Source organism: Paraburkholderia sp. UCT2 (assembly GCF_014397665.1).
GTDB lineage: Bacteria > Pseudomonadota > Gammaproteobacteria > Burkholderiales > Burkholderiaceae > Paraburkholderia > Paraburkholderia tuberum.
Genome location: NZ_VZQO01000039.1, coordinates 1 through 25,307 on the forward strand (window position 1 = coordinate 1; position 25,307 = coordinate 25,307).

Consider the following 25,307-nt stretch of genomic DNA (forward strand, 5'->3'; position numbering starts at 1 on the left):
CACGGCTTTGCTCCACGCTTCCTCCCCACGCTCGGTCACCCTTACGCAGTTGCGCTTCACTTCATTCGCTGTGGTCAGCTTATGGGAGGACTTGCACCTCCAGGAGTGCGCCCATGCTGGGCGCACACAAAAAAGCCCGCCGGGAACACATCCCGGCGGGCTTCTCGAACAACGTGTCGAACAGGGCTAACGCGTGTTAAGCCAGCTTGGCCAGGCTCTGCTCGATATCCGCACGCAGGTCCGCCTCGTCTTCCAGACCGATATAGAAGCGCACCAACGTGCCGCGACGCGGCCACTGCGCCGCAGTGCGCATCGACGCGATGTCGTACGGCATCGCGAGGCTATGCGCGCCGCCCCAGCTCCAGCCGAGCGAAAACAGTTCGAGCGACTCGCAAAACGTGTCGATCCGCGCCGCACTGTACCGTTCGTCGAACACCACCGAAAACAGTCCGCCCGCGCCGCTGAAATCGCGCTTGTACACTTCGTGCCCCGGACAGTCACCGAGCGCCGGATGCAACACCGCGACGATTTCCGGCCGGCTCTTCAACCACGTCGCGAGCGACAGCGCCACGCGATCGTGCTGCGCGAAACGCAACTGCATGCTCGGCAGGCTGCGCAGGATCAGCGAGCAGTCGTCCGAGGACACGCCGATGCCCATGCGCATGCGCGCCGCCTTCAGCTTCACATGCACGTCGCGGTCGACCGTGATCGTCGCGCCCATCAGCACGTCGCCGCCGCCCGACTGGTATTTGGTCAGCGCCTGCACCGAGATGTCGACGCCGTGGTCGAACGGCCGGAACGCGAGGCCCGCGGACCACGTGTTGTCGATCGCGGTGACGACCTTGTGCGCGCGCGCCGCCGCCGTGATGGCCGGTACGTCGGGCACTTCCATCGTCACCGAGCCGGGCGCCTCGATCCAGATCAGGCGCGTGTTCGGCTGGATCAGACTGGCGATGCCTGCGCCGATCAGCGGATCGTAGTAGCGCGCCGTGATACCGAAATCGCGCGCGAGCCAGTCCCCGTGGTCGCGGTTCGGCGAGTACACGTTATCGGGAATCAGCACGTCGTCGCCGGCCTTCACGAGGCCGAAGTAGACGTTCGAGATCGACGACAGCCCCGACGGCTGCAGCAGCGCATGATTGCCGCCCTCGATCGCGGCGAGGCGCTGAGCGAGCGCGATCTGCGTCGGCGTCGCATGCAGGCCGTAGCGCCATTGCGCGTCGTTTTTCCAGTCGAGCGCGCGCATCGCCGCGAGGTCGGGAAACACCACCGTCGACGCGCGCGTGACGGGCGTCGAGAACGATTCGAAGCCCGGCGTGATCTGGTCCTCGGCACGCACGATGCGGGTCTGCAGGCCATGTTTGAATTTGGATTCAGTCATGTGAAGCTCGGTGAAAAACATAGTGAAGCGAGCCTGAAGCAACGGCCGCGCTGCGCGATTCCGGATGCCCGGCGCGCGCGCGCATCAGTCACCCGTTTGCAGGTTGCTGACGCCGCCCACTGGGTGCCCGCCGGCAGCGGGTGCCGGCGCGGGAGCCGCCGCGCCGTTGGCCCCGGCCGGTTGCGGTGAGGGGGCTGCAGGCCTCGTCGCCGCACCGCCGGCCGAACCGGCCAACGGCACCGCCTGCCCTGCCGCCAGCGGCTTCAGGTTGAATTCCTGCGGGTTCGAATCGTCGACGTTCATGCGGTCGCCTTCGAGCGAGCCGTCCGCCGCGAACTTGCCGACCCAGTTGCCGGTGATATGCGTGCCGTCGTTCGATTCCTCGACTTCGAGCGTATCGCCGTCGCGATCGCCGGCGATCAGAATCACCTCCCCGCTATCGGTGTACTGATACTCGCCGTGCACGCCAGATGGATCGTCGGTCTTGGGCCCGAGCCGCAGCACGATCGGCCGCGCGCCGAGCGTGCCCGCGTAGCGCGGAAACTTCGCGAACTCGGGGCTCGGTTTCAGCGGCAGCTGGATCGGCGGCGGCGCGGCCAGTGCCTTGACCGCATCGCTTTCCGCCCACGCCTGCGACGGCATCCACAGCACCGTGCCCGTGCACAACAGCGCGGCGGCGCTCACCACCACGCCGGCGCGCCGGCGCAAGGCGCGCGTTGCCGAACCCTTCGTCACTTTCGCTTCCTGCATCCCGTCGATCCTTGTTGCTGGTTCCTGCTTGCTACCTATGTCGCGCCGGCCTGCCGTGCGCGCTTACAGACGCTCGAAAACCGCCGCGATCCCCTGCCCGCCACCGATGCACATCGTGACGAGCGCATAGCGCCCGCCGATGCGCTGCAGCTCGTACAGCGCCTTGACGGTAATCAGCGCGCCGGTCGCGCCGATCGGATGGCCGAGCGAAATGCCCGAGCCGTTCGGATTGACCTTGGCCGGATCGAAGCCGAGCTCCTTGCTGACCGCGCAGGCCTGCGCGGCGAATGCCTCGTTGGCCTCGATCACGTCGAGATCGGCAACCGTGAGACCCGCCCGCTCGAGCGCCTTGCGACTCGCCGGCACCGGGCCGATGCCCATATACGCCGGATCGACGCCCGCATGCGCGTACGACACGAGCCGCGCCAGCGGCTTCACGCCGCGCCGCTCGGCGACGCTACGCTCCATCAGTACGACGGCCGCGGCCGCGTCGTTGATGCCCGAGGCGTTGCCCGCCGTCACCGTGCCGTTTTCCTTAGCGAACACCGGCTTCAACTTCGCGAAGTCGTCCGCCGTTGCGTTCAGCCGCGCGTGCTCGTCCGTGTCGAACACGACGTCGCCCTTCTTCGACGCAATCGTGATCGGCAGAATCTGTTCCTTGAAGTAGCCGCTCGTGATCGCGTGGGCCGCGCGACGATGCGACTCGAGCGCGAGCGCGTCCTGGGCGTCGCGCGAGATCTCGTACTTGCGCGCGACGTTCTCGGCGGTCACGCCCATGTGGATCGACTGGAAAGGATCGTTGAGCGCGCCGACCATCATGTCGACGAGACGCGCGTCGCCCATGCGCTGACCGAAGCGCGCGGCCGGCATCGAGTAAGGCGCGCGGCTCATGTTTTCAGCGCCGCCGCCGATCGCGATATCGGCATCGCCGAGCAGCACGCTTTGCGCGGCCGACACGATGGCCTGCAAGCCCGAGCCGCACAGCCGGTTCACGGTCAGCGCGGGCGTATGCTGCGCGACCCCGCCGTTGATCGCTGCGACGCGCGCGAGATACATGTCTTTCGGCTCGGTGTGCACGACGTTGCCGAACACGACGTGTCCGACTTCGTCGCCCGACACGCTCGCGCGCTCGAGCACTTCGCGCACCACGCGCGCGCCGAGATCGGTCGGCGCGAAATCCTTCAGGCTGCCGCCGAACGTGCCGATTGCCGTGCGCACACCACTTACCACCACTACGTCCCGTTGCATCGCTTGTCCCTCCTGTTGTCTCTCCAGTCTGCCTGGATGATTGCACCAGCGCGGGCCATGCTGCGCCGCGCGCGGCTTACGTAAAACCTAGTTCGCCAGCCGCCGCTCGACGGTCTCGCGCGACGGAATCGGCGCGACCGCGCCATAACCTTGCGTGGACAGCGCGGCGGCAACGTTCGCGTAGCGCGCGGCGGCAAATGGATCGTCGCCCGCGACGATGCGCGCGATGAAGGCGCCGCCGAAACAGTCGCCGGCGCCGGTTGCATCGACCGCATCGACGACATGGCCCGGCACGACGCGCCGCTCGTTCGGCGTCGCGATATACGAGCCGTCCTTGCCGAGCTTCAGCGCGACCACGCCCGGTCCGTGCGACAGCAGAAAATCGACGATCTCGTCACGGCCGGTCAGCCCCGTCAGTTCGGTCACATCGTCCCAGCTCGGCAGGCAGATGTCAGTCTGGCGGATCGCCTCGAGCATCACCGCGCGCGCCCGCGCCAGCGGCCACAGCTTAAGACGCAGATTGGTGTCGAAGCTCACGCGCGCGCCATTCGCGCGCGCATGCGCGATCGCTTCGAGCGCGGCGTCGCAGGCGCTGACGCTGATCGCGAGACTGATGCCGGACAGATGGACGACCTTCGCCGCCGCGAGCGCGTCGCGCGGCAGATCGGCGGGTGCATAGTGGCTCGCCGCCGAGCCCGCGCGCAGATAGTCGAACGCGTGGCCGTTGGGGCCGTGAGACACGAAATAGACGCCGGTCGACGCTTGCGCATCGATGCGCACGAACGACGTGTCGACCTGCTCGCGCTCCCACAGATCGACCAGCAGGCGTCCGAAATGATCGGCGCCGACCGCCGACACGAAACCGGTCCTCGCACCCTGGCGCGCGGCCGCGATGCAGAAGTTCGACGTGTCGCCGCCGAAGCCTTGCAGGTAGTTCGGTTGATCCTTCGCCGACTGGTTGAATTCGATCATCGCCTCGCCGAGCGCGAGGATGTCCGGTGTGTGAGCTTCAGGCTGTGCGGCCGCGCTGTGCGTCATCGCTTAGACCTCGCCCCACAAATCGTGGCCGTCCGCGCCGGTGATCTTCACCGACACGAAATCGCCGACCTTGTAGCGCTTCGACGCCTTGGCGGACGGCGCGATATAGACGACGCCGTCGATCTCCGGCGCATCCGCCGCGGTGCGGCCGATGCCGCCGTCCGCGTTGATTTCGTCGACGAGCACCTTCAGCGTCTTGCCGACCTTCCTCGCGATGCGCTTGGCCGACACCTGCTCGGCCACTTCCATGAAGCGCGCGCGACGTTCCTCACGCACTTCATCGGGCAGCGCGCCGTCGAGTTCATTCGCGCTCGCGCCTTCGACCGGCGAATACGCGAAACAGCCGACGCGATCGAGCTCCGCCTCGCGGATGAAATCGAGCAGCGTCTCGAACTGCTCTTCGGTCTCGCCCGGAAAGCCGGCGATGAACGTGCTGCGGATCGTCAGATCGGGGCAGATCTCGCGCCAGGCCTTGACGCGCTCCATCACCTTCCCGGCGTTGGCCGGGCGCTTCATGCGCTTCAGCACTTCCGGATGTGCGTGCTGGAACGGCACGTCGAGATACGGCAGCACGTGGCCCTTGTACGGACCCTCGGCCATCATCGGAATCACTTCGTCGACGCTCGGATACGGATACACGTAATGCAGACGCACCCACGCACCGTATTGCGCGGCGAGTTCGCCCAGAGCGGCGACCAGATCCGTCATGCGCGTCTTGATCGGCTTGCCGTTCCAGAATCCGGTGCGGTATTTGACGTCGACGCCATATGCGCTCGTGTCCTGTGAGATCACGAGCAGTTCCTTCACGCCGGACTTGAACAGGTTCTCCGCTTCGAGCATCACTTCCGCGACCGGGCGCGACACCAGATCGCCGCGCATCGACGGGATGATGCAGAACGTGCAGCGGTGATTGCAGCCTTCGGAAATCTTCAGGTACGCGTAGTGGCGCGGCGTGAGCTTGACGCCCGCGGCGGGCACCAGATCGACGAACGGATCGTGCGGCTTCGGCAGATGGCTGTGCACCGCCTGCATCACCTCGCCGAGCGCGTGCGGGCCGGTCACCGCGAGCACCTTCGGATGCACTTCCTCGATCAGCCCCGAGCCGCTCGCACTCTTCTTCGCACCGAGGCAACCGGTGACGATCACCTTGCCGTTTTCATTGAGCGCTTCGCCGATCGCGTCGAGGCTTTCCTGCACGGCTTCGTCGATGAAGCCGCAGGTGTTGACGACCACGAGGTCCGCGCCGTCATAGGTGCCGGAGATTTCGTAGCCTTCGGCGCGCAACTGGGTGATGATCTGCTCGGAATCGACGAGGGCCTTGGGGCAGCCGAGAGAGACGAAGCCGACTTTCGGCGTGGCGCCCGGCACGGCCGGAGCGTTCGAGGGGCTGGAAGACATGGGGAACCGCTTGAAGACGTTAAACCCTGAATTGTAGCGGTTCGCCACCGCCACCGCTCGTAAGTCTTTGAATTCTAGTCTTCAAACGGGGATGGGTTCGGCAGGACCGGGTTGATTCAGCTCGCTATTTTCGTCGCTGGAAACGTGCTGACGCGTCGGCGCCAACGCGGCTCCGGCCGCCAGCGCCTGGCCGATTACCGTAAGAATTTCGTCAGAGTCCTGCACTCGCCGGATCGCCGCATGCAGTTCGGCGGCTTGCGGCCAGGTCCGCTGCAGGTAGCTGAGCCACTTCTTGACGCGGCCGTGCTCATGGGTCAGCGTGCCATGCGCCCGCAGCTTGTTCATGTAGCCGACGATCGAACCCAGCACCTGCTGCCATTCGTCGGCAGATGGACACGGGTCGAGGAGCCCGCGGATTCGCTGCGCGAGGAACGGATCCGACACGGCGCCGCGCCCGATCATCACGTCCGCGCAGCCGCTGACCGAGCGGCAACGCTGCCAGTCCCCCACCGTCCAGACTTCGCCGTTCGCGATGACGGGCACGTCGACGGCGTCGTCGATGCGCGCGATCCACTCCCAGTGCGCAGGCGGCCGATAGCGGTCGTCGCGCGTGCGCGCATGCACGACGAGCGAGGCCGCGCCGCCGTCCGCGAGCGCCTGCGCGCATTCGATCGCCCGCGACGTGTCGGACACGCCGAGGCGCATTTTTGCCGTCACCGCGATATCGGCAGGCACCGCGACGCGCACGGCCGAGACGATCTGGTTCAGCAACTTCGGGTTCGCGAGCAGCATCGCGCCGCCGCCGTGCTGATTGACGACTTTGGCGGGACAGCCGAAATTCAGGTCGATACCGTAGGGCGACAGCATGGCCGCGTACGCGGCATTGCGTGCCATCCACTCGGGATCGCTGCCGAGCAGCTGGATCACCATCGGCGTGCCGCTGGCGGTCACGCTCGCGTGCAGGATTTCGGGCGCCTCGCGCTCGTAGACGCGGGTTGGCAGCAGCGAGCCTGTAATGCGGATGAACTCGGACACGCAGCCGTCGAAAGCGCCCGCGCTCGTCAGCACGTCGCGCAGCACATAGTCCGCAAGCCCTTCCATCGGGGCGAGAAACAGCCGGCTCATGAGCGGTGTGGGTGAACGGCGGGTCAGAGCAGCATGATCCGCGCGGCCTTCGCAACGGAAGACGCTGACGCGATCAGGGAGACGGTCTGAAACATAGGGCGGGTCCAGCGGAAGAAACGGTAACGGCGCAAGCAGCGGTGTGCCGGCAGTGGACGCAACGGACATCGAGCCGCGGCCGGAATCCGGTTCCGACGGAAAAGCGTCCCCACGCGCGGGCCGCCATTGTAGCGCGTCGGCGGCTGCACTCCCGCGAGCTCGCCGCCATTCACTCCTTCACTTCTTCTCCGTCTCCGGATTGGCCTGCGGCGTGGCCGGCGCATTGCTCGCATTGCTCGCAGTGACCGCGCCGCCCGGCGTAAACGGGAACGTGGCGAACATGGTCTTCGCCTGATTCTGCATCTGCTCCTGCATCTGCACGAACATGTTCTTCGATTGCTCGATGTAGCTGGTCATCATGCCCTGCATCATCGGCGCCTGCATGTTCATGAACTGCGACCAGACTTCGGGGTTCATCGCCTTGCCTTCATAGAGATTCTTCGACTGGTCGGCAAGCTTCGCCTGAATGTCGATGAAGGCCTGGATGTTCTTTTCCAGATACGTGCCCATCATGCCTTGCATCGCATGACCGTAGAACCGGATGATCTGCGACAGCATCGACGACGAGAACATCGGCAGGCCGCCGCTCTCTTCTTCGAGAATGATCTGCAGCAGGATCGAGCGCGTCAGGTCCTCGTTGCTTTTGGCATCGATCACCTTGAAATCTTCCTGATCGAGCACGAGTTGCTTCACATCAGTCAGCGTGATGTAGGTACTCGTCTCGGTGTCGTAGAGCCGACGATTCGGATATTTCTTGATCAGTCGTTCGGCCGTTTTCTTTGTAGTAGTAGTCATGTAACGCCTTTAAGCTCGAGTTAAGCAAACGCGGAAACGGCGTCCGGGCTGTGCAACGGGATCCATTGCGCAGCCGGGACGCCGGCGAAACCATCTGAGCCGAAGCGCGCCGCCTTCCGGTCCGGCGCGCCGATGGCTCAGCCCATATGCAAGCCGCCGTTCAGCGAAAAATCGGCGCCCGTGGAGAAGCCCGATTCTTCCGACGCAAGCCACGCGACGATCGAGCCGATTTCGTCCGGCTGACCGAGGCGGCGCACCGGAATCGTCGCGACGATTTTTTCCAGCACGTCCGGGCGGATCGCCTTGACCATGTCGGTGCCGATGTAGCCCGGCGACACGGTGTTGACCGTCACGCCCTTGGTCGCCACTTCCTGCGCGAGTGACATCGTAAAGCCATGAATGCCGGCCTTCGCGGTCGAATAATTGGTCTGGCCGAACTGGCCCTTCTGGCCGTTCACCGACGAAATGTTGATCACCCGGCCAAAGCCACGCTCGACCATGCCGTCGATCACCTGCTTGGTGACGTTGAACAGGCTGGTCAGATTGGTGTCGATCACCGCCGTCCAGTCTTCGTGCGTCATCTTGCGGAACACGACGTCGCGCGTGATGCCGGCATTGTTGACCAGCACGTCGATCTCGCCGACTTCGGCCTTGACCTTGTCGAATGCGTCCTTGGTCGATTGCCAGTCACCGACGTTACCCTCGGAGGCGACGAAGTCGTAGCCGAGTACCTTCTGCTCGTCGAGCCACTTCGCACGGCGCGGCGAATTCGGGCCGCAGCCGGCGATCACCCTGAAGCCTTCCTTGTGCAGACGCTGGCAGATGCTGGTGCCGATGCCGCCCATGCCGCCCGTTACGTACGCAATTCGCTGTGTCATAAACCACACTCCGTTATCGTTGTCGAGGCGCCTGCCGGCGGCCTCGTGCCTCGCCTGATGCTGGTTCGCGTTGCCGCCGGGCGACCGTCTGGCAACGCGCACTGCCGACACGAGTCACCTGTTGCAACGCGCCGCACCGCCAGTTGGCGTGCGGCGCGGCCAGATGCCTGTGCCAGCGAAGACCGTGCGCGACCGGTCGCGAGTGCGCGCGGCGTACCCAGCGTACTTTAAACGCGCTCGACCGCGAGCGCGACACCCATGCCGCCGCCGATACACAGCGACGCCAGACCCTTCTTCGCATCGCGCTTCTGCATTTCGTGCAGCAGCGTGACGAGAATCCGGCAACCGGACGCGCCGATCGGGTGGCCGATCGCGATCGCGCCGCCGTTCACGTTGATCTTCGACGTGTCCCAGCCCATCTGCTTGTGCACGGCGAGCGCCTGCGCGGCAAACGCTTCGTTGATTTCCATCAGGTCGAGGTCGGCCGGCGTCCAGCCCGCGCGCTCGAGGCAACGGCGCGAAGACGGTACCGGGCCCATGCCCATCACCTTCGGATCGACACCCGCGTTCGCGTATGCCTTGATGCGCGCGAGCGGTGTGAGGCCGAGCGCTTCCGCTTTTTTCAGCGACATCACGAGCACCGCGGCTGCGCCGTCGTTCAGACCCGATGCGTTGGCCGCCGTGACCGTGCCTTCCTTCGAGAACGCCGGCTTCAGGCTCGCGAGTGATTCGGCCGTCACGCCATGACGCACGAATTCGTCGGTGGTGAAGCGCAGCGGCTCGCCCTTGCGTTGCGGAATCTCGACCGGCACGATTTCGTCGTTGAAGCGCCCCGCCTTCTGCGCGGCTTCCGCCTTGTTCTGCGACAGCGCCGCGAACGCGTCCTGCTGTTCGCGCGTGATGCCGTGCTCCTTCGCGACGTTCTCGGCCGTCACGCCCATGTGGTACTGGTTGTAGACGTCCCACAGGCCGTCGACGATCATCGAGTCGATCAGCTTCGCGTCGCCCATGCGGAAACCGTCGCGCGAACCCGGCAGCACGTGCGGCGCGGCGCTCATGTTTTCCTGGCCGCCTGCCACGACGATGTCCGCGTCACCGGCGATGATCGCGTTGGCCGCGAGCATCACGGCCTTCAGACCTGAGCCGCAGACCTTGTTGATCGTCATGCCCGGCACGGCCGCCGGCAAACCCGCCTTGATCAGCGCCTGACGCGCGGGGTTCTGACCGGAGCCCGCCGTCAGCACCTGGCCCAGAATAACTTCGCTCACCTGTTCCGGCTTCACGCCTGCCCGTTCGAGCACGGCGCGCACCACGAGCGCGCCGAGTTCAGGTGCGGCAATCTTCGCCAGCGACCCACCAAACTTGCCCACTGCAGTACGAGCGGCCGATACGATCACAACATCAGTCATTTCCATATCCTCCGGGCATCCCGGCCAACTGCGCCACAGCCCGTTACGTTAAAAATTGCGTTGCAACTTGCGTTGCTCTCACGCCTTCATCAACCAGACGCTCATTCACCTGCCAAACACCTATGCACCGGCCGACTGCGCACTATGCCGACGTCGACAACAATGCCGTACGCGCGCGTCGAGCCTGTGCGTGAACCTACTCCCGTTGCCGCACGTAGCGGCCCGGCGCCGGCTCGATGACCGGGAATTCGTCGGAGCCCAACTTGGCGCGCGGCTTCACTTTCTTACCGCCGTACTGATCGAGCCAGTCGGTCCATTCCGGCCACCAGCTGCCGGGCACTTCGGTCGCCGCGTCGAACCATTCGTCCGCGCTTTCGGGCAGCGTCTTCGCGTCGGTATCGAGCTTCCAGAAGCTGCGCTTCTTCTTCGCGGGCGGATTGATCACGCCGGCGATATGGCCCGACGCGCCGAGCACGAACTTTAGCGGCCCGGTGAGCAGCGGCGCCGACGCATATGCGGTTTGCCACGGCACGATATGGTCTTCGCGCGAACCGTAGATGAAGGTCGGCACGTCGATCTTCGACAGATCGATCGGCTCGCCGCAGGTGGTCAGCGCACCGGGCTCGCGCAGCTTGTTCTCGAGATACGTGTTGCGCAGATACCAGACGTACATCGGCCCAGGCAGACTGGTCGAGTCGCTGTTCCAGTACAGCAGGTCGAACGGTACCGGCGTGCGGCCCTTCAGGTAACTGTCGACGACGTAGTTCCACACGAGGTCGTTCGGGCGCAGGAACGAGAACGTGTTCGCGAACTCGACGCCGCGCATCAGTCCCGGCGGCGCGCCGTTCTTGCCGCCGATGCTCTGCTCGCGCATCTGCACGTGCGCCTCGTCGACGAACACGTCGAGCACGCCCGTGTCGGAGAAGTCGAGCATCGCGGTGAGCAGCGTCATCGACGCGGCCGGATGTTCGCCGCGCGCCGCAGCCACCGCGAGCGCGGTGGCGAGCATCGTGCCGCCGACGCAAAAGCCGAGCGTATTGATCTGCTCGCGGCCGCTGATCTTGCGCACGGTGTCGATCGAGGTGAGCACACCCTCGCCGATGTAGTCGTCCCACGTCTTGTGCGCGATGGACTGATCCGCGTTGCGCCACGAAATCAGGAACACCTGATGGCCCGAATCAAGCCCGTGCGCGACGAGCGAGTTTTCGGGTTGCAAGTCGAGAATGTAGTACTTGTTGATGCACGGCGGCACGATCAGGAGCGGCCGCTCGCGCACGGTCGCCGTGCGCGGCTTGTACTGGATCAGCTGCAGCAGATCGTTCTCGAACACGACCGAGCCTTCGGTGTTCGCGAGGTTCTCGCCGACCGCGAAACGCGATTCGTCGGTTTGGGAAATCTTGCCGCGCTGCATGTCGGCGAGCAGGTTCATCACGCCCTGGCGCAAGCTCTCGCCTTTGCTGTCGAGCAGCGTTTTCTGCGCTTCGGGATTCAGCGCGAAGAAGTTGCTCGGCGAGGCCGCCGCGGTCCACTGCTGGACCGCGAAGCGAATGCGCTCGCGGGTTTTCGGCTGGGTGTCGAGCGCGTCGACCAGTTGCTGCAGATAGCGCGCGTTCAGCAGATACCACGCGGCGGTGAACGCGTAGGCGGGCGCCGCGCTCCAGGCGTCCGCGCTAAAGCGCCGGTCCTTGAGCTCGGGCGCCTTGATCGCCGACGTGGTGGCCTGCTGGATCAGCTCCATCGCCTCGCGCGAATAGTCGGTCTGCAGCTTCTGCAAACGCTCGGGCGGAATCGCGGCGGTGGGAATGCTCAGCCCCGGCAACGACGGCAACGCACCGGCGGCCAGCTTGCTGAAGTCGGGCATGCCGGGAAACGCCGGTATTTGCGGGAAGCCCGCCGTTATCTGCGCAAGGTCCGGCATCTGCGGCATTGAGGGCATCTGAAATGCCGTGCCATTGGGCTGCGCGCCGAACGAACGCCAGGCGTTCATCCAGGCGTCGAGAAATTGCTGCATGCCTGCGGCTGACGATGCACCGCTCGTACCGGCCTGCTGCGTCTGCTCCTTCGAGGAGTCGGTGCTGGGGGAAGCTGAGGAATGAGATGCTGCCATACCTGCTTTTGACCGGTAAGTCCTTGCGGACGGGTTGAGAGGCAGGTCCGTGCGCACGTGGCGATTGCTCGCGACTTCGTCACGCCCTGTCCCATGAACGACGAGGAGCTTAGAAGGAACATTCTTGCTCCCCATCACAAGGCATGTCAATGCTTGCTCCCGATTTTGCCGCAGTGCGATAGTTTTTTAATTATCGTTTTCCCTGTATGGCAAATCGCGCTTTAACGAATCAAATGATGCCTGCCGCGGGTAAATCCGAAAAACTCCTACGGCGCATGGCACTTAAGCATATTTATTCGTTCGGTCGCCCACACAGCCGGCGGGCGATTCGCGCTATTGGCGGGCCTTCCGGCGGCGCAACAAAAAATGCGTGTGAAGGCCGGGGAACGGGCCGTCAGCGACCGGTCGGCAGTGGGATTCGCGAATAACGACCCGGTGCGCATTCACGCGAAATAAAAGCACGGCTCGATTTTAAAAGTATGACAAGATGCGCCCGCGCGCCATCCCGAATTAATCGGCAATTGATTGCGCCTGTTCGTCGATCCAGATCAACGCGGCCATGCGACCGGTCTCGCGATCACGGCGATACGAATAAAAACGCTCGCGCAACGTGACCGTGCACAGATCGCCGCCGCTGATGCGTGTAAGACCGAGCCGCTGCAGGCGCAGGCGCGCCAGCGCCGGCAGATCAGCGAGATATTTGCCGGCATTCGCGGGATGCGCGACGAACGCCTGCGCGATCGCGTCGCGTTGTGCATCGTCGGCACCGGTCATGAAGGCGTCACGCACGTCTGCGCCGACTTCGAATGCGGTGGGCCCGATCGATGGCCCGAGGTAGGCATGCAGCTCGCTCGCCCGCACACCCGCCAGTGCCGCGACCCGCGCGGCGGTCTGCTCGACGATGCCCGCCGCGAGTCCGCGCCACCCGGCATGCGCGGCGCCGACCGCGCGCCCCGCTTCGTCGCACAACAGCACCGGCATGCAATCGGCGACCATGACGACGCACGCGATGCCCGCGCCATCGGTGACGCTCGCGTCGGCGCGCGCCGGCGCACCATGCTCGCGCGCGTGCGCGATCGCATCCTCGGCGCGGACGATGCCGGCGCCATGGATCTGTTCGAGCCACGCGGCCTCGCGAACACCGGCAAGCGCGACGAGCCGTGCGCGATTGCTCGCGACCGCGGCGGGATCGTCGCCGGTCTTCATGCCCAGATTCAGCCCGCCGGGCTGGTCGGCGCCGTCGCGCCAGCGGCCGAACGGCGCGTCGCTGACGCCGCCGTCGCGGGTGGTCACGAGCGCGCGCACGCGCGGCGACACGTTCCATGCGGGTTGCACGACATCGGCAAAACCCAGCTCCGGCAGATTGGTGCTCATGCGTGATCGTCCTCGTCGTGGTCGCTGTCTTTATCGTACGCGCCGTCGTCGACCGATGCATCGTAGTCCTCATCCTCGCCATACGCATCGTCGAACTCGCCCGCGTCGTCGCGACCCAGACCGAGCGCGGCCGACAACGCCTCGATGTCGGCCGGCACCTCGGCGCGCCATTGCATCGAGCGGCCGGTCTTCGGATGAATCAGGCCGAGCCGCCACGCGTGCAGCGCCTGGCGCGCGAAGCCGTCTGGCAGCGGCGTGACCGAGCGCTTGCCGCGCGCGCGTCCGTACACGGGATCGCCGAGCAACGGATGACCGATGTGCGCGCAATGCACGCGAATCTGATGCGTGCGCCCCGTCTCCAGATCGCAGTGAATCGCCGTGACCGGCTGACGCTGCCAGATCGCCGAGGCCACGCGCCGGAAATGCGTGCGCGCCGGCTTGCCGGCCGCGCCCGTCACCACGGCCATGCGCGTGCGCTCGCGCGGATCGCGGCCGATCGGCGCGTCGATCGTGCCTTCGTCGGGCAGGTTGCCCCACACGAGCGCGAGATAGCGGCGCTTGACCGTGCGCGCCTGCAACTGGCGCACGAGGTCAGTCTGCGCCTCGAGCGTGCGCGCGACCACCATCAGCCCCGACGTCTCCTTGTCGAGCCGATGCACGATGCCCGCGCGCGGCAGACCCGCCGCGGACTCGCCATAGCGGTAGAGCAGCCCGTTCAGCACGGTGCCGCTCCAATTGCCAGCCGCCGGATGCACGACCATGCCGGCCGGCTTGTTGATGACGACGAGCGTGTCGTCCTCGTAGACGATGTCGAGCGGCACAGGCTCGGGCGTGAAGGCGAGCTGCTCGGGCAGCAGATCGGGCACGAGCTCGATCGTCGCGCCAAGCGGCACCGGCTGGCGGATCTTCGCCGCCTTGCCGTCGACGCGCACCCGCTGCGCCTCGATCCAGCTTTGCAGACGGCTGCGCGAGAACTCCGGGAATACTTTGGCGAGCACCTTGTCGAGGCGCTCGCCGGCCAGTTCGTCGGGTACCACGACGCTGCGCGGCGCTTCGTCGGCCGCGCGCACGGGCACGGGTGCCGCCGCGGCCGCAGAGCCTTGCGGGCTGCTTGCGGCGAGCGCGTCGCTGGAGAAATCGTCGTCGAGGGAATCGACGCCCAACGCGTCGGCCGGGTCGGCGCTTACGCTATAATCTTCGTTGCCATTCCCGGCGCCTGCGGCGCCTGGAGTATTTGAGCGGGTCATTGAATCTGGGTCACCTGGACGTAAAGCTAGACTGGAAAATGCGAGCCTTGAACACCATCACTGAAACGGCGATCAATTTGGCGGCCATCAAGAAGGCGGCCCGGAAACTGGCCGGATACATTGCGTGCGCCGCGGCCGTCGTCGCTGTTGCGGCTTGCCACGGCCTGCCGGAGAAGACCGACGAAACGGCAGCGTGGAACAACAACAAATTATATACGGAGGCGAACGACGCCCTGACCGGTGGCGACTGGGGCAAGTGCGCGAAGTATTTCGAGCTGCTCGAGGGCCGCGACCCGTTCGGCCACTTCGCCCAGCAGGCGCAGATCAACGTCGCGTACTGCAACTGGAAAGACAACGAAAACGCCGCCGCCGACCAGGCCATCGACCGCTTCATCCAGCTGCACCCGGATCATCCGGACATCGCCTACGCGTATTACCTGAAGGGCATGATCCACTTCAACGACGACCTCGGTCTGTTCGGCCGCTTCTCGGGCCAGGATATGAGCGAGCGCGATCCGAAGTCGCTGCGCGAGTCGTATGACGCGTTCAAGGTCGTGGTGGACCGCTTCCCGAACAGCAAGTACGCGGCGGACGCCGCGCAGCGCATGCGCTACATCGTGAATGCGCTTGCATCGCACGAAGTCCACGCCGCGGACTACTACTATCGCCGCGGCGCCTATGTCGCCGCCATCAACCGTGCGCAGCTCGCATTGCGCGAGTACAAGAACGCGCCGGCCATCGAAGACGCGCTGCACATCATGATCCTGTCGTACGAGAAGCTGAACAACCAGCAACTCGCCGACGACACTCGTCGCGTGCTGGCCGGCACCTTCCCCGACAGCCCGTACGTGACCGGCCACGCACGGCCCGGCACGGCGAAGTCGTGGTGGCAGTTCTGAGCCCTCACGCCGACGGCACACTGACCTTCGTCTGAAAACGAAAACGCCACGACCTCGGTCGTGGCGTTTTCGTTTGTGCGCGCCGCGAGACTCAATCGCGCTCGAACAGCGCAATCGATTCCACGTGCGACGTATGCGGGAACATATTGACGACGCCCGCGCCCACCAGCCGATAGCCGGCCTCATGCACGAGCAGCCCGGCATCGCGCGCGAGCGTGGCCGGCGCGCACGACACATAGACGATGCGCGTCGGCAGCGGCCCGTTGCCGCTCTGCGCGATCTCCGCGAGCGCCTTCGCGATCGCGAGCGCGCCTTCGCGCGGCGGATCGACGAGGAACTTGTCGAAGTGGCCGAGCGCGCGCAAGTCGTCGGCGGTGACTTCGAACAGGTTGCGGCACACGAACGACGTATGCCCGGCGACGCCATTCAGCTCCGCATTCGCGAGCGCGCGCTGGGTCAGCACTTCGCTACCCTCGATGCCGACCACTTCCCGCGAGATTCGCGCGAGCGGCAGCGTGAAGTTGCCGATCCCGCAGAACAGGTCGAGCACGCGGTCGGTGCGTGCCGGCGCCAGCAGGCGCAGCGCGCGGCTCACCAGCACGCGGTTGATCGCGTGATTGACCTGGGTGAAATCAGTTGGCTTGAACGGCATACGGATGCCGTATTCGGGCAGCGTGTAGTCGAGCTGCACGTCGAGAGGATAAAGCGGCGTGACCGTGTCGGGACCGCCCGGCTGGATCCAGAACTGCACCTTGTGCTCGTCCGCGAACTCGCGCAGCACCTGCTCGTCCCCGGCCGTCAGCGGTTCGAGGTTGCGCACGACGAGCGCCGTGACCGACGAGCCGACCGCGAGCTCGAGCTGCGGCATGCGGTCGTAGATAGACAGCTTGCGGACCATGAAACGCAGCGGCATCAGCATCGCCGACACATGCGGCGGCAGCACCTCGCAGGTCTTCATGTCGGCGATATAGCTGCTCTTCTTCTCGTGAAAGCCGATGCGCATGCCGCCGCGCTCCGGCAGGTAGCGCACCGCGAGCCGCGCGCGATAGCGATAACCCCAGGACGGCCCGTGAATCGGCCGGAACACCGTTTCGGGGCGCAGCTTCGCCAGATGCTGCAGGCTGTCCTCGAGCACGCGCTGCTTGACCGCCACCTGCGCGCGCATGTCGAGATGCTGCATCGAGCAGCCGCCGCAGATGTTGAAGTACGTGCATTTCGGCGTCGTGCGGATCACGCTTTCGCGGAACACCTGGACGACTTCGGCCTGCTCGAATTTCGGCTTGCTGCGATGCGTCGAATAACTGACGAGTTCACCCGGCAGCGCGCCTTCGACGAACACGACCTTGCCTGGCGTGCCGTCTTCGCTCGTGGTGCGGCCCACGCCGCGCGCTTCCATATCGAGCGAAACGATTTCGATGAGCGGTTCGTTGCCGGTAATGACGGGCGCCGGCGCCGGGGCGTGTGCCCTGGCATGCTTCGATGAGCGCCGCGGCGAGCGACGTTGGGGGGCAGTTCGGGACACCTGCGGACTTCCTGACAAACTATGGGGGAAAGGCGAGATTGTAGACGAAGCGCCGGGCTTGCCTGCGATGCGGTGCGGACCACACGCGGAGCGAGTGCGGATCGCGGCCCGGATTGCGGCTCCCCGGCGGAGGCTCTGCTCGCGCGCGCTTACTGCTCGAACGCCGCCAGATACTCGGCCCACTGCGGCGCGCTTTCCAGCGCGAGCGCGTTCTTCACGAGGTTGATCTCGTCAGCATACTCCGACGGCGAAAAGCCACCGCGCATCAGTTGGAAGCGGCAATACAGCAGGTACGTATTGACGACGTCGGTCTCGCAGTAATTGCGGATTTCCTCGATACGCCCTTGCTGGAACGCCTGCCACACCTGACTGCCGTCCATGCCCATCTTGCCCGGAAAGCCGCACATCTTCGCGAGCGCGTCGAGCGGCGCGTTCGCGCGCGCCTGGTACATCGCGAGCACGTCCATCAGATCGGTGTGTCGCGCGTGGTAGCGGCTGATGTAGTTGTTCCACTTGAAGTCGCGGTCGTCCTCGCCGAGATCCCAGAACCGGTAGGCGGGGATGCCGTTGACGAGCGCGCGGTAGTTGAGCACCGGCAGATCGAAACCGCCGCCGTTCCACGACACGAGTTGCGGCGTGTACTTTTCGATCACGCGATAGAACGACTGCACGAGCGTCGCCTCGCCGTCCTCGGGCGTACCGAGCGAGCGCACGCGAAAACCGTTGTTGTCACGGAACACGCAGGAAATCGCCGCGACCCGCTGGAGGTGATGCGGCAGAAAATCGCTGCCAGTTTTTTCGCGGCGTGCGGCGAACGCGTGCTCGGCGACGTCGGCGTCGCTCATCGACGCGGGCAAATCTTCAAGCCGGCGGATGCCGGCGACATCGGGAATCGTCTCGATGTCGAAAACAAGAATCGGTGTCATCAGGTCAGAGAACGGCGTCTTTGCGGACACCGTTTGAGGCAAAGAAGCGCTTCAGTCGCACCAGCGCTTCCTGTTGGATCTGGCGCACACGCTCGCGCGTGAGGCCCATTTCGTCGGCCAGCTCCTCGAGCGTGGCGGGCTCGATGTGATTCAGACCGAAGCGCCGCTCGATCACATGGCGGTGCTTGTCCGACAAACGCGCGAGCCATGCGCGTGTCAGTGTTTCGAGCTCGCGATGCTGCACTTCGGCGTCTGGCGACTGGCTCTGGTCGTCCGACAGCAGATCGAGCAGGCTGCTCGCCGGATCGAGATCGAGCGGCGCATCGAGCGAGGCGGTGTGCTCGTTCAGCGCGAGGATGTCGGTGACTTCGTCGGTGGTCTTGCCGGTCAGATAAGCGATGTCGTCGATGCTCGCGTCGCGGCGCTCGGCCGCCTCCCCCGAATTCATCGAGTTCTTTTCCAGATGGCGCTTCGCGCGCAACACCTGGTTGAGCTCACGAATCACATGGACGGGCAATCGCACCGTACGCGCCTGGTTCATGATCGCGCGCTCGATGCTCTGGCGGATCCACCACGTCGCGTAGGTCGAGAAACGGAAGCCGCGCGTCGGATCGAATTTTTCGATTGCGTGCATGAGGCCGAGGTTGCCCTCCTCGATCAGATCGAGCAGCGGCACGCCGCGATTCAGATAACCCTTGGCAATGCTGACGACCAGCCGCAGATTGCGCTCGATCATCACCTGCCGCGCTTCGAACTCGCCGGCCTTGGCAAGGCGCGAATATTTCTGCTCTTCCTCGACGGTGAGCAACGGCTTCACGCTGATGCGATTCAGATAATGCTGGATCGTGTCGGCCGTGAGCTCGGCCTGCAGCAGTGCGCGGAAATCGTCGGCGTCGGGCGGCGCCTCGCCGGTGGTTTCGCGCGCGTCAGCGCTCTCGCTGTCGTCGAGGCCGCTCTGGCGTTCGTCGAGATCGCGCTCCTCCGCGACCTCTTCTTCCACTTCCGAAGCGCCGCTTTCGTCCACTGCGGCAGACGTGACTTCGCTGATCGTCTCAGACTCGGCTTGCGGCGGGCGGCGCTTCGATTTCGGCATGGTCGTATCGCTTATTGCGGCGGCAAATACTTCAGTGGGTCGACTGGTTTACCCTGTCGGCGAACTTCGAAATGCAACATCACACGGTCGGAATCGCTATTGCCCATCTCTGCGATCTTCTGCCCCTTCGTAACCGCGTCCCCCTCTTTTACCATCAAAGCGCGGTTGTGTGCATACGCGGTGAGATAAGTTGCATCATGCTTGATGATAATGAGATTGCCGTAACCACGCAGCCCATTTCCGGCATAGACGACGCGACCATCGGCTGACGCTTTAACCGGCTCGCCCGCGGAGCCGCCGATATTGACGCCCTTGTTGGTCGAGTCGTTGAACGTGTTGAGCAGCGGACCGCGCACCGGCCATGCAAATGCTACGTTGCCTGCCGCGGCGCTGCCGATGTCGGCGCTCGCCGCAGAGGGATTGGCCGGAGGCGCAGCTACCGCACCATTCGCGGGCGTACCGTTCGTCGCGCCGCCGTAGAGCGGCGGCATCGCTGCGCCGACCACGGCCGGCGCGTTGTTGTTCAGCGGTGCGCTTTGCACCGCGCCCGTGCTGCCGATCGGCGCGGTCGACACGCCCGGCGTCATGGCCGCGGTATTCGCACCCGGCGGCACGACGCGCAGCAGCTGGTCGACTTCGATCTGATTCGGGTTGGTCAGGTTGTTCCACGTCGAGATGTCGCGGTAATTCTGGCCGTTTTCGAGCGCAATGCGGTACAGCGTATCGCCCGGCTTCACGCGATAGTAGCCGGGCGGCGGCGGGCCGAGCGGCACCGCCGGTTGCGCCGCGCCCTGCGCGGTGGCGAGCGTGCCGCCGCCGGAGCGATCGACGACGGGCGCCTGGTCGAGCCGGGATGCACAGGCCGTCATCAACAGGGACAAGGCGAGCACGCACACGCTGCGCTGGGTTACGGTCAGGGGGGTATTCGGGGTGGTTCTCTGCATCGCGCGCAACATACTCATCGGTGTCAAATCACTCCGGATTTTAAGGGTACAAAGAAAACGCGATCAAGCCGCGACTCGCGCCATTGCGCGGGGCCGAGGCGCTCGATCAGCGTCAGCACCTGGCTCTGTCCTTCCTGCGAGCCGACCGGCGCAACCAGACGTCCGCCGATCGCAAGCTGCTCGAGCAACGCCTGCGGCACGTCGAGCCCGGCCGCCGCGATCACGATCGCGTCGAACGGGGCCGCCGACGGCAAACCGAGCCGCCCGTCGCCGTAATGCAGCCGGATATTCGGAATGCGCAGCGGACGCAGATTCGTCTTCGCGCGCTCGGACAGCGGCTTGATGCGTTCGATCGAATAAACCTCGCGTGCGACCTGGCTCAGCACCGCCGCCTGATAGCCGCAACCGGTGCCGATTTCGAGCACCGTGTTCAGCGCGCGCCCGGCCGCCGCGAGTTCGATCATTCGCGCAACCACCGACGGCTTCGAGATAGTCTGGTGATGACCGATCGGCAGCGCGGCATCTTCGTACGCCTGGGCCGCAAGACCCGGATCGACGAACATGTGGCGCGGCACCGCCGCCATCGCGTTCAGCACACGCTGATCGCTGACGCCATTGGCTCGCACGCGTTCGACCATGCGTTCGCGAACCCGTTCCGAGGTCAGCGCCAAGGCGTTGTTCATCGCGCCGCTCATTGCACCGGCCAACGCGGCGTTCGGCGCGGGTTTCGCGCTTTGCTGCAGTTGCGACTGGAGTGGCGATGGCGTCGCGCGTGCGCTGTGGCCAGACGCATGCGTCGAGTTTTTGCCTGGCTTGACCGACGACTTTGGTGCTTGCTTGACAGGCTGCCCCGCCAATGCACCAGCCAACGAGTTCGCCGTTGTCTTTGCGACTGGCGCGGCCTGCGGCTTTGGCGGCATTGCACCGGTCGCCGCCGTTGACGTACCGAACGAAGCGCTTTGCGTCTTCGCCTGGGGAATCACCTGGGGCCGCGTCGCCGGCGTAGATTGCGCAGCAGTTGAGGTCCTCGCTTGCGCCCGTGCGGCCGCGCCGCCCTGCGTCGGTTTCGCCGACTGCTGCCGTGCGTTCAACGCCGCGCTCGCCGCGAGCGCCGCCGCGCGCATCTCACCCGGACGTCCCTCGGGCCGGCGCGGTTCGCGCACCAGGTCCTCGAGACCTAACGGAAAGCGCTTCGCGCGCTCGCCGGTCATGAACTGCCGCTCCCGGCGCGCAGCCAGTCGCGCGCCGCGGGCAGCATTTGCGTGTAGGTCAGATCGAGCTGCAGCGGCGTGATCGACACGGCGCCGTTGGCCACCGCATGGAAGTCCGTGCCTTCGCTCGCGTCGCGCGCCTGGCCCGAGGCGCCGATCCAATAGATCGGTTCGCCGCGCGGATTGGTCTGGCGGATCACCGGCTGCGACGGATGACGTTTGCCGAGTCGCGTGATCTGCCAGCCGCGCAGTTCGTCATACGGCAGGTTAGGAATATTGACGTTCAGCAGCGGATGTCCCGGCAACGGCCGCGCGAGATAATGCGCGACGATTTCGGCGGCAACGCGGGCCGCGTCTTCGAGATGCGCCCAGTCCTTGTCGACGAGCGAGAACGCAATGGCCGGCACCCCGAACATGATGCCTTCGGTGGCGGCTGCGACGGTGCCGGAATACAGCGTGTCGTCGCCCATGTTCTGGCCGTTGTTGATACCCGACACGACGAGGTCCGGTGTATGGTCGAGCATGCCGGTCAGTGCGATGTGCACCGAGTCGGTCGGCGTGCCGTTCACGTAGTAGAAACCGTTCGCCGAACGCAGGACCGACAGCGGCCGCCACAGCGTCAGGGAATTCGACGCGGCGCTGCAGTTCTGTTCGGGAGCCATCACGGTGACGTTGGCGATCGGCTTCAGCGCTTCGTAAAGCGCGGCGAGGCCCGGCGCCAGATAACCGTCGTCGTTGCTGAGTAGGATTCGCATGCGCCGATTGTAACCGAGGAAAGATGGCACGCGAACGACATGGACGGCGTGTCTGCGTGGCGTGCACAAGCGTCGTGCGAGCCAGTATTTTCCAGGTGCGCGGATGCTTGTATCGAACGCAAGGATGCTGCTTCGCACTGAACGCGCGGCCGTGCGCGCTCGTCGATGAAATCGGATCCTGTGCGTACTTCGCGCTGTGCAATGCAATACGGCGTGCGCGAGAAGCGCGCGCGACGCATCAAAAGCGCGCTGCACGTTGTAACCCGCAGCACAATAAATCGCACGGTCGTGCGCTTTGCTTTACACTCGAAAACAGTGCCAACCCTGAACGATACGGAGACACGATGCGCGCGATTCGCTGCAAGCAGTACGGGCCGCCCGAGAGCCTGGTCGTCGACAACCTGGCGGATCTCGAAGCGCCGCCTGGCCACGTCGTGATCGACGTGAAGGCCGCGGCCATCAATTTTCCCGACGTGCTGATCATCGAGAACAAATACCAGTTCAAGCCGCCGCTGCCGTTCACGCCCGGTTCGGAAGCCGCGGGCATCGTGCGCGCGGTGGGCGAAGGCGTCACGCAGTTCAAGCCTGGTTCGCGCGTGGCCGCGTTCACCGGCTCCGGCGGTTTTGCCGAGCAGGCGCTTGCGCCCGCCGCGGCCTGCGTGCCGCTCGACGATGACGTGTCGTTCGAACTCGCGGCCGCGTTCACGCTCGCGTATGGCACCTCGCATCACGCGGTGGTCGATCGCGGCGCGCTGCAGCCGGGCGAGACGATACTCGTGCTCGGCGCGGCCGGCGGAGTCGGGCTGGCGGCGGTCGAAATCGGCAAGGCGCTCGGCGCGCGCGTGATCGCGGCGGCATCGAGCGACGAAAAGCTCGCGACCTGCGTGAAGCACGGCGCGGACGCGACGATCAACTACAACACCGAGGATCTGCGCGAGCGCATCAAGGCGCTCACCGACGGCAAAGGTCCGGACGTGATCTACGACCCGGTCGGCGGCGTGTATGCGGAGCCGGCGTTTCGCAGCATCGGCTGGAGGGGGCGTTATCTGGTGGTCGGCTTTGCGAATGGCGAGATTCCAAGGCTGCCGCTGAACCTGATGTTGCTCAAGGGCGCAAGCGTGGTCGGCGTGTTCTGGGGCGACTTCGCAAAGCGTGAGCCGCAGCGCAATCGCGCGGCATTCGAGCAGATGACCGGCTGGATTCGTGAAGGCAAGCTCAAGCCCTACGTGTCGGCCCGCTACTCGCTCGACGACACCGGCCGCGCGTTGCGCGACATGGCCGAGCGCCGCGTGATCGGCAAGGTGGTCATCACGCCGTAGCACAACCAATAAAGCAGCATCAAAAACGGCGCGGCGGCCGACTGCGATTTCGGCCGCCGCGCCGCTTGCGATCCACGTTCACAACTTCTCTGTATCCCCGGTGCGCGGCTGCCACTTCATCAAACGCCGCTCCGCGGTCCCGACGATCGCATCGAGAATCAGCGCGAACGCGGTCAACACCAGAATCCCCGCGAACACCGTGTTGATATCGAAGGTGCCCTCGGCCTGCAGGATCAGATAGCCGACGCCGCGCGCCGAGCCCAGATACTCGCCCACCACCGAGCCGACGAACGCAAGCCCCACCGACGTATGCAGGCTCGAAAACACCCAGCTCATCGCGCTCGGCAGATAGACGAAACGCAGCAGCTGTTTGCGGTTCGCGCCGAGCATGCGCGCGTTTGCGAGCACGACCGGGCTCACTTCCTTCACGCCCTGGTAGACGTTGAAGAACACGATGAAGAACACCAGCGTGACGCCGAGTGCGACCTTCGACCAGATGCCGAGGCCGAACCACACGCCGAAGATCGGCGCGAGAATCACGCGCGGCATCGAGTTCGCGGCCTTCACGTACGGATCGAACAGCGCGCTCGCGGTCGGCGCGAGCGCGAGCCACAGGCCGACGCCGAGCCCGATCGTGGTGCCAAAGACGAACGCGAGCACGGTCTCGACGAGCGTAATCCACAGATGCAGATAGATCTCGCCGCCCGTGAACCATTCCCAGATCCGCTGCAGTACTTTCTGCGGCTCACCAAAGAAAAACGCCGCCTTGTTCGGATCGTCGAAATAGAACGGCGGTATCAGCGTCGGGCTCGTCAGCACGTACCACAGCACGAAGCACAGCACGAGCAGCAGCCACTGCCAGATCACCAGATTCGCCCGGCTCGGGCGCAACGTCTTCCACATGACTTGGTTTGCCTTGGACGATTATTGAACACGTCTTCTTTTCGATGCGCAGGCGGGGATGCGCTGCACATTTAAACAGCGGTCAGTTGCTGCTGATAACCCTTGAGCACCTCATCGCGCAGCACACCCCAGAGCTGCGCATGCAACTCGACGAAGCGCGGATGCGAACGGATTTCGGCGACATCGCGCGGCCGCGGCAGATCGATCCGGAACTCGCCGATCGGATGCGTCGCAGGCCCGGCCGACAGTACCACCACGCGGTCCGACATCGCGATCGCTTCGTCGAGATCGTGCGTAATGAACAGCACGGCCTTGCGCTTCGCGGCCCAGAGATCGAGCAGCTCGTTTTCCATCAGTTGCCGCGTTTGAATATCCAGCGCGGAAAACGGCTCGTCCATGAGGATGATGTCGGGGTCGAGGATCAGCGTCTGCGCCATCGCGACGCGCTTGCGCATGCCGCCCGACAGCTGATGCGGATAGCGGTCGCCGAAGCCGCCGAGACCGACACGCTTCAACCACTCTTCGGCCTTCGCGCGCGCTTCCGAGGCCGGTACGCGGTGAAACGACAGGCCGGCCATCACGTTGTCGAGCGCCGAGCGCCACGGCATCAGCGCATCTGCCTGGAACATATAGCCCGCACGGCGATTCAGGCCGCTGAGCTGTTCGCCGAACACGCTGACGCCGCCCGTCGACGGCTGGAGCAGCCCCGCGCCGATGTTCAGCAGCGTGGACTTGCCGCAGCCAGTCGGCCCGACGACCGACACGAACTCGCCGGGCTCGATACGCAGCGTCGTGTCCTTAACTGCTGTGTAGCGCTGTGCGCGGTTGTCACGCGCGGCGAACGTGCAGGTGATGTTTTCGAGCGCCAGGGCAGCAACGGTCATCGTAC

At 65.1% G+C, this 25,307-nt stretch carries 22 protein-coding genes; 2 read left to right on the forward strand and 20 right to left on the reverse strand.

Annotated features, from left to right (window positions below):
• Positions 1 to 196: 196 nt before the first annotated feature.
• From F6X39_RS26545 to F6X39_RS26600, 12 genes are all read right to left on the reverse strand, one after another.
• Positions 197 to 1,381, reverse strand: a complete 1,185-nt coding sequence (locus F6X39_RS26545; RefSeq protein ID WP_187618768.1) for a cystathionine beta-lyase — start codon at positions 1,379 to 1,381, stop codon at positions 197 to 199.
• 84 nt (positions 1,382 to 1,465) lie between these two features.
• Entirely contained in the window at positions 1,466 to 2,131 is a 666-nt protein-coding gene (locus tag F6X39_RS26550) for a hypothetical protein (protein WP_187618769.1), read from the reverse strand.
• Positions 2,132 to 2,194: 63 nt separating this feature from the next.
• On the reverse strand, positions 2,195 to 3,379 hold the full coding sequence (bktB, locus tag F6X39_RS26555) for a beta-ketothiolase BktB (protein ID WP_184003465.1): 1,185 nt from the start codon (positions 3,377 to 3,379) through the stop codon (positions 2,195 to 2,197).
• Between the two features lie 87 nt (positions 3,380 to 3,466).
• A complete protein-coding gene (locus F6X39_RS26560; RefSeq protein WP_187618770.1) occupies positions 3,467 to 4,417 on the reverse strand; it encodes a sugar kinase in 951 nt (316 codons plus the stop codon).
• Positions 4,418 to 4,420: 3 nt separating this feature from the next.
• A complete protein-coding gene (gene rimO, locus F6X39_RS26565) occupies positions 4,421 to 5,815 on the reverse strand; it encodes a 30S ribosomal protein S12 methylthiotransferase RimO (protein ID WP_187618771.1) in 1,395 nt (464 codons plus the stop codon).
• A gap of 81 nt (positions 5,816 to 5,896) precedes the next feature.
• Positions 5,897 to 6,940, reverse strand: coding sequence for a tRNA dihydrouridine synthase (locus tag F6X39_RS26570; RefSeq protein WP_187618772.1), 1,044 nt, complete (start codon positions 6,938 to 6,940; stop codon positions 5,897 to 5,899).
• 273 nt (positions 6,941 to 7,213) lie between these two features.
• Positions 7,214 to 7,831 (reverse strand): polyhydroxyalkanoate synthesis repressor PhaR, encoded by a 618-nt coding sequence (gene phaR, locus F6X39_RS26575; RefSeq protein WP_187618773.1) that lies wholly within the window; start codon positions 7,829 to 7,831, stop codon positions 7,214 to 7,216.
• Positions 7,832 to 7,968: 137 nt separating this feature from the next.
• On the reverse strand, positions 7,969 to 8,709 hold the full coding sequence (locus tag F6X39_RS26580; protein WP_187618774.1) for a 3-ketoacyl-ACP reductase: 741 nt from the start codon (positions 8,707 to 8,709) through the stop codon (positions 7,969 to 7,971).
• A gap of 227 nt (positions 8,710 to 8,936) precedes the next feature.
• The gene (locus F6X39_RS26585; RefSeq protein ID WP_187618775.1) at positions 8,937 to 10,118 is read right to left on the reverse strand and encodes an acetyl-CoA C-acetyltransferase; all 1,182 of its coding nucleotides are present in this window, start codon (positions 10,116 to 10,118) and stop codon (positions 8,937 to 8,939) included.
• A gap of 196 nt (positions 10,119 to 10,314) precedes the next feature.
• Entirely contained in the window at positions 10,315 to 12,129 is a 1,815-nt protein-coding gene (phaC, locus tag F6X39_RS26590; RefSeq protein WP_187618807.1) for a class I poly(R)-hydroxyalkanoic acid synthase, read from the reverse strand.
• Between the two features lie 606 nt (positions 12,130 to 12,735).
• Positions 12,736 to 13,599, reverse strand: coding sequence for a peptidoglycan editing factor PgeF (gene pgeF / locus F6X39_RS26595; protein WP_187618776.1), 864 nt, complete (start codon positions 13,597 to 13,599; stop codon positions 12,736 to 12,738).
• Positions 13,596 to 14,846, reverse strand: a complete 1,251-nt coding sequence (locus F6X39_RS26600) for an RluA family pseudouridine synthase (RefSeq protein WP_187618777.1) — start codon at positions 14,844 to 14,846, stop codon at positions 13,596 to 13,598. Before F6X39_RS26600 ends, pgeF begins: the two co-directional genes overlap by 4 nt.
• A gap of 38 nt (positions 14,847 to 14,884) precedes the next feature.
• Here F6X39_RS26600 and F6X39_RS26605 point away from each other — a divergent pair, with 38 nt between their 5' ends.
• Positions 14,885 to 15,745 (forward strand): outer membrane protein assembly factor BamD, encoded by an 861-nt coding sequence (locus F6X39_RS26605; protein ID WP_187618778.1) that lies wholly within the window; start codon positions 14,885 to 14,887, stop codon positions 15,743 to 15,745.
• A gap of 91 nt (positions 15,746 to 15,836) precedes the next feature.
• On the opposite strand, the gene rlmD is transcribed toward F6X39_RS26605, so the two are convergent.
• The 6 genes from rlmD to surE form a co-directional block, all read right to left on the reverse strand.
• Positions 15,837 to 17,267: a 23S rRNA (uracil(1939)-C(5))-methyltransferase RlmD gene (gene rlmD / locus F6X39_RS26610; protein ID WP_187618779.1), complete on the reverse strand. Its 1,431-nt coding sequence runs from the start codon at positions 17,265 to 17,267 to the stop codon at positions 15,837 to 15,839.
• A gap of 149 nt (positions 17,268 to 17,416) precedes the next feature.
• Positions 17,417 to 18,193, reverse strand: coding sequence for a 3'-5' exonuclease (locus tag F6X39_RS26615; RefSeq protein WP_184064915.1), 777 nt, complete (start codon positions 18,191 to 18,193; stop codon positions 17,417 to 17,419).
• Between the two features lie 4 nt (positions 18,194 to 18,197).
• The gene (gene rpoS / locus F6X39_RS26620; protein WP_018418126.1) at positions 18,198 to 19,286 is read right to left on the reverse strand and encodes an RNA polymerase sigma factor RpoS; all 1,089 of its coding nucleotides are present in this window, start codon (positions 19,284 to 19,286) and stop codon (positions 18,198 to 18,200) included.
• A gap of 11 nt (positions 19,287 to 19,297) precedes the next feature.
• Positions 19,298 to 20,248: a peptidoglycan DD-metalloendopeptidase family protein gene (locus F6X39_RS26625; RefSeq protein WP_184028933.1), complete on the reverse strand. Its 951-nt coding sequence runs from the start codon at positions 20,246 to 20,248 to the stop codon at positions 19,298 to 19,300.
• A gap of 5 nt (positions 20,249 to 20,253) precedes the next feature.
• Positions 20,254 to 21,441 carry a protein-L-isoaspartate(D-aspartate) O-methyltransferase gene (locus F6X39_RS26630; RefSeq protein ID WP_187618780.1) on the reverse strand — a complete coding sequence of 396 codons (1,188 nt, stop codon included), beginning with the start codon at positions 21,439 to 21,441 and terminating at the stop codon, positions 20,254 to 20,256.
• Complete coding sequence (surE, locus tag F6X39_RS26635) at positions 21,438 to 22,196, reverse strand: 5'/3'-nucleotidase SurE (RefSeq protein WP_184063695.1); 759 nt, start codon at positions 22,194 to 22,196, stop codon at positions 21,438 to 21,440. The genes F6X39_RS26630 and surE overlap by 4 nt, the downstream gene beginning before the upstream one ends.
• 344 nt (positions 22,197 to 22,540) lie before the next feature.
• Here surE and F6X39_RS26640 point away from each other — a divergent pair, with 344 nt between their 5' ends.
• Positions 22,541 to 23,515 (forward strand): NADPH:quinone oxidoreductase family protein, encoded by a 975-nt coding sequence (locus F6X39_RS26640; RefSeq protein ID WP_187618781.1) that lies wholly within the window; start codon positions 22,541 to 22,543, stop codon positions 23,513 to 23,515.
• Between the two features lie 78 nt (positions 23,516 to 23,593).
• Here F6X39_RS26640 and F6X39_RS26645 read toward each other — a convergent pair whose 3' ends face one another.
• On the reverse strand, positions 23,594 to 24,418 hold the full coding sequence (locus F6X39_RS26645) for an ABC transporter permease (protein ID WP_090804632.1): 825 nt from the start codon (positions 24,416 to 24,418) through the stop codon (positions 23,594 to 23,596).
• Positions 24,419 to 24,489: 71 nt separating this feature from the next.
• Entirely contained in the window at positions 24,490 to 25,302 is an 813-nt protein-coding gene (locus tag F6X39_RS26650; protein ID WP_090804630.1) for an ABC transporter ATP-binding protein, read from the reverse strand.
• Positions 25,303 to 25,307: the final 5 nt, after the last annotated feature.

What these genes read in the sequence shown, in the direction of transcription:
- F6X39_RS26545 (WP_187618768.1), bottom strand. Translation starts at nt 1,381, where the DNA reads ATGACTGAATCCAAATTCAAACATGGCCTGCAGACCCGCATCGTGCGT.
- F6X39_RS26550 (WP_187618769.1), bottom strand. Translation starts at nt 2,131, where the DNA reads ATGCAGGAAGCGAAAGTGACGAAGGGTTCGGCAACGCGCGCCTTGCGC.
- bktB (WP_184003465.1), bottom strand. Translation starts at nt 3,379, where the DNA reads ATGCAACGGGACGTAGTGGTGGTAAGTGGTGTGCGCACGGCAATCGGC.
- F6X39_RS26560 (WP_187618770.1), bottom strand. Translation starts at nt 4,417, where the DNA reads ATGACGCACAGCGCGGCCGCACAGCCTGAAGCTCACACACCGGACATC.
- rimO (WP_187618771.1), bottom strand. Translation starts at nt 5,815, where the DNA reads ATGTCTTCCAGCCCCTCGAACGCTCCGGCCGTGCCGGGCGCCACGCCG.
- F6X39_RS26570 (WP_187618772.1), bottom strand. Translation starts at nt 6,940, where the DNA reads ATGAGCCGGCTGTTTCTCGCCCCGATGGAAGGGCTTGCGGACTATGTG.
- phaR (WP_187618773.1), bottom strand. Translation starts at nt 7,831, where the DNA reads ATGACTACTACTACAAAGAAAACGGCCGAACGACTGATCAAGAAATAT.
- F6X39_RS26580 (WP_187618774.1), bottom strand. Translation starts at nt 8,709, where the DNA reads ATGACACAGCGAATTGCGTACGTAACGGGCGGCATGGGCGGCATCGGC.
- F6X39_RS26585 (WP_187618775.1), bottom strand. Translation starts at nt 10,118, where the DNA reads ATGACTGATGTTGTGATCGTATCGGCCGCTCGTACTGCAGTGGGCAAG.
- phaC (WP_187618807.1), bottom strand. Translation starts at nt 12,129, where the DNA reads ATGCAGCAATTTCTCGACGCCTGGATGAACGCCTGGCGTTCGTTCGGC.
- pgeF (WP_187618776.1), bottom strand. Translation starts at nt 13,599, where the DNA reads ATGAGCACCAATCTGCCGGAGCTGGGTTTTGCCGATGTCGTGCAACCC.
- F6X39_RS26600 (WP_187618777.1), bottom strand. Translation starts at nt 14,846, where the DNA reads ATGACCCGCTCAAATACTCCAGGCGCCGCAGGCGCCGGGAATGGCAAC.
- F6X39_RS26605 (WP_187618778.1), top strand. Translation starts at nt 14,885, where the DNA reads ATGCGAGCCTTGAACACCATCACTGAAACGGCGATCAATTTGGCGGCC.
- F6X39_RS26615 (WP_184064915.1), bottom strand. Translation starts at nt 18,193, where the DNA reads ATGACACCGATTCTTGTTTTCGACATCGAGACGATTCCCGATGTCGCC.
- rpoS (WP_018418126.1), bottom strand. Translation starts at nt 19,286, where the DNA reads ATGCCGAAATCGAAGCGCCGCCCGCCGCAAGCCGAGTCTGAGACGATC.
- F6X39_RS26625 (WP_184028933.1), bottom strand. Translation starts at nt 20,248, where the DNA reads ATGAGTATGTTGCGCGCGATGCAGAGAACCACCCCGAATACCCCCCTG.
- F6X39_RS26630 (WP_187618780.1), bottom strand. Translation starts at nt 21,441, where the DNA reads ATGACCGGCGAGCGCGCGAAGCGCTTTCCGTTAGGTCTCGAGGACCTG.
- surE (WP_184063695.1), bottom strand. Translation starts at nt 22,196, where the DNA reads ATGCGAATCCTACTCAGCAACGACGACGGTTATCTGGCGCCGGGCCTC.
- F6X39_RS26640 (WP_187618781.1), top strand. Translation starts at nt 22,541, where the DNA reads ATGCGCGCGATTCGCTGCAAGCAGTACGGGCCGCCCGAGAGCCTGGTC.
- F6X39_RS26645 (WP_090804632.1), bottom strand. Translation starts at nt 24,418, where the DNA reads ATGTGGAAGACGTTGCGCCCGAGCCGGGCGAATCTGGTGATCTGGCAG.
- F6X39_RS26650 (WP_090804630.1), bottom strand. Translation starts at nt 25,302, where the DNA reads ATGACCGTTGCTGCCCTGGCGCTCGAAAACATCACCTGCACGTTCGCC.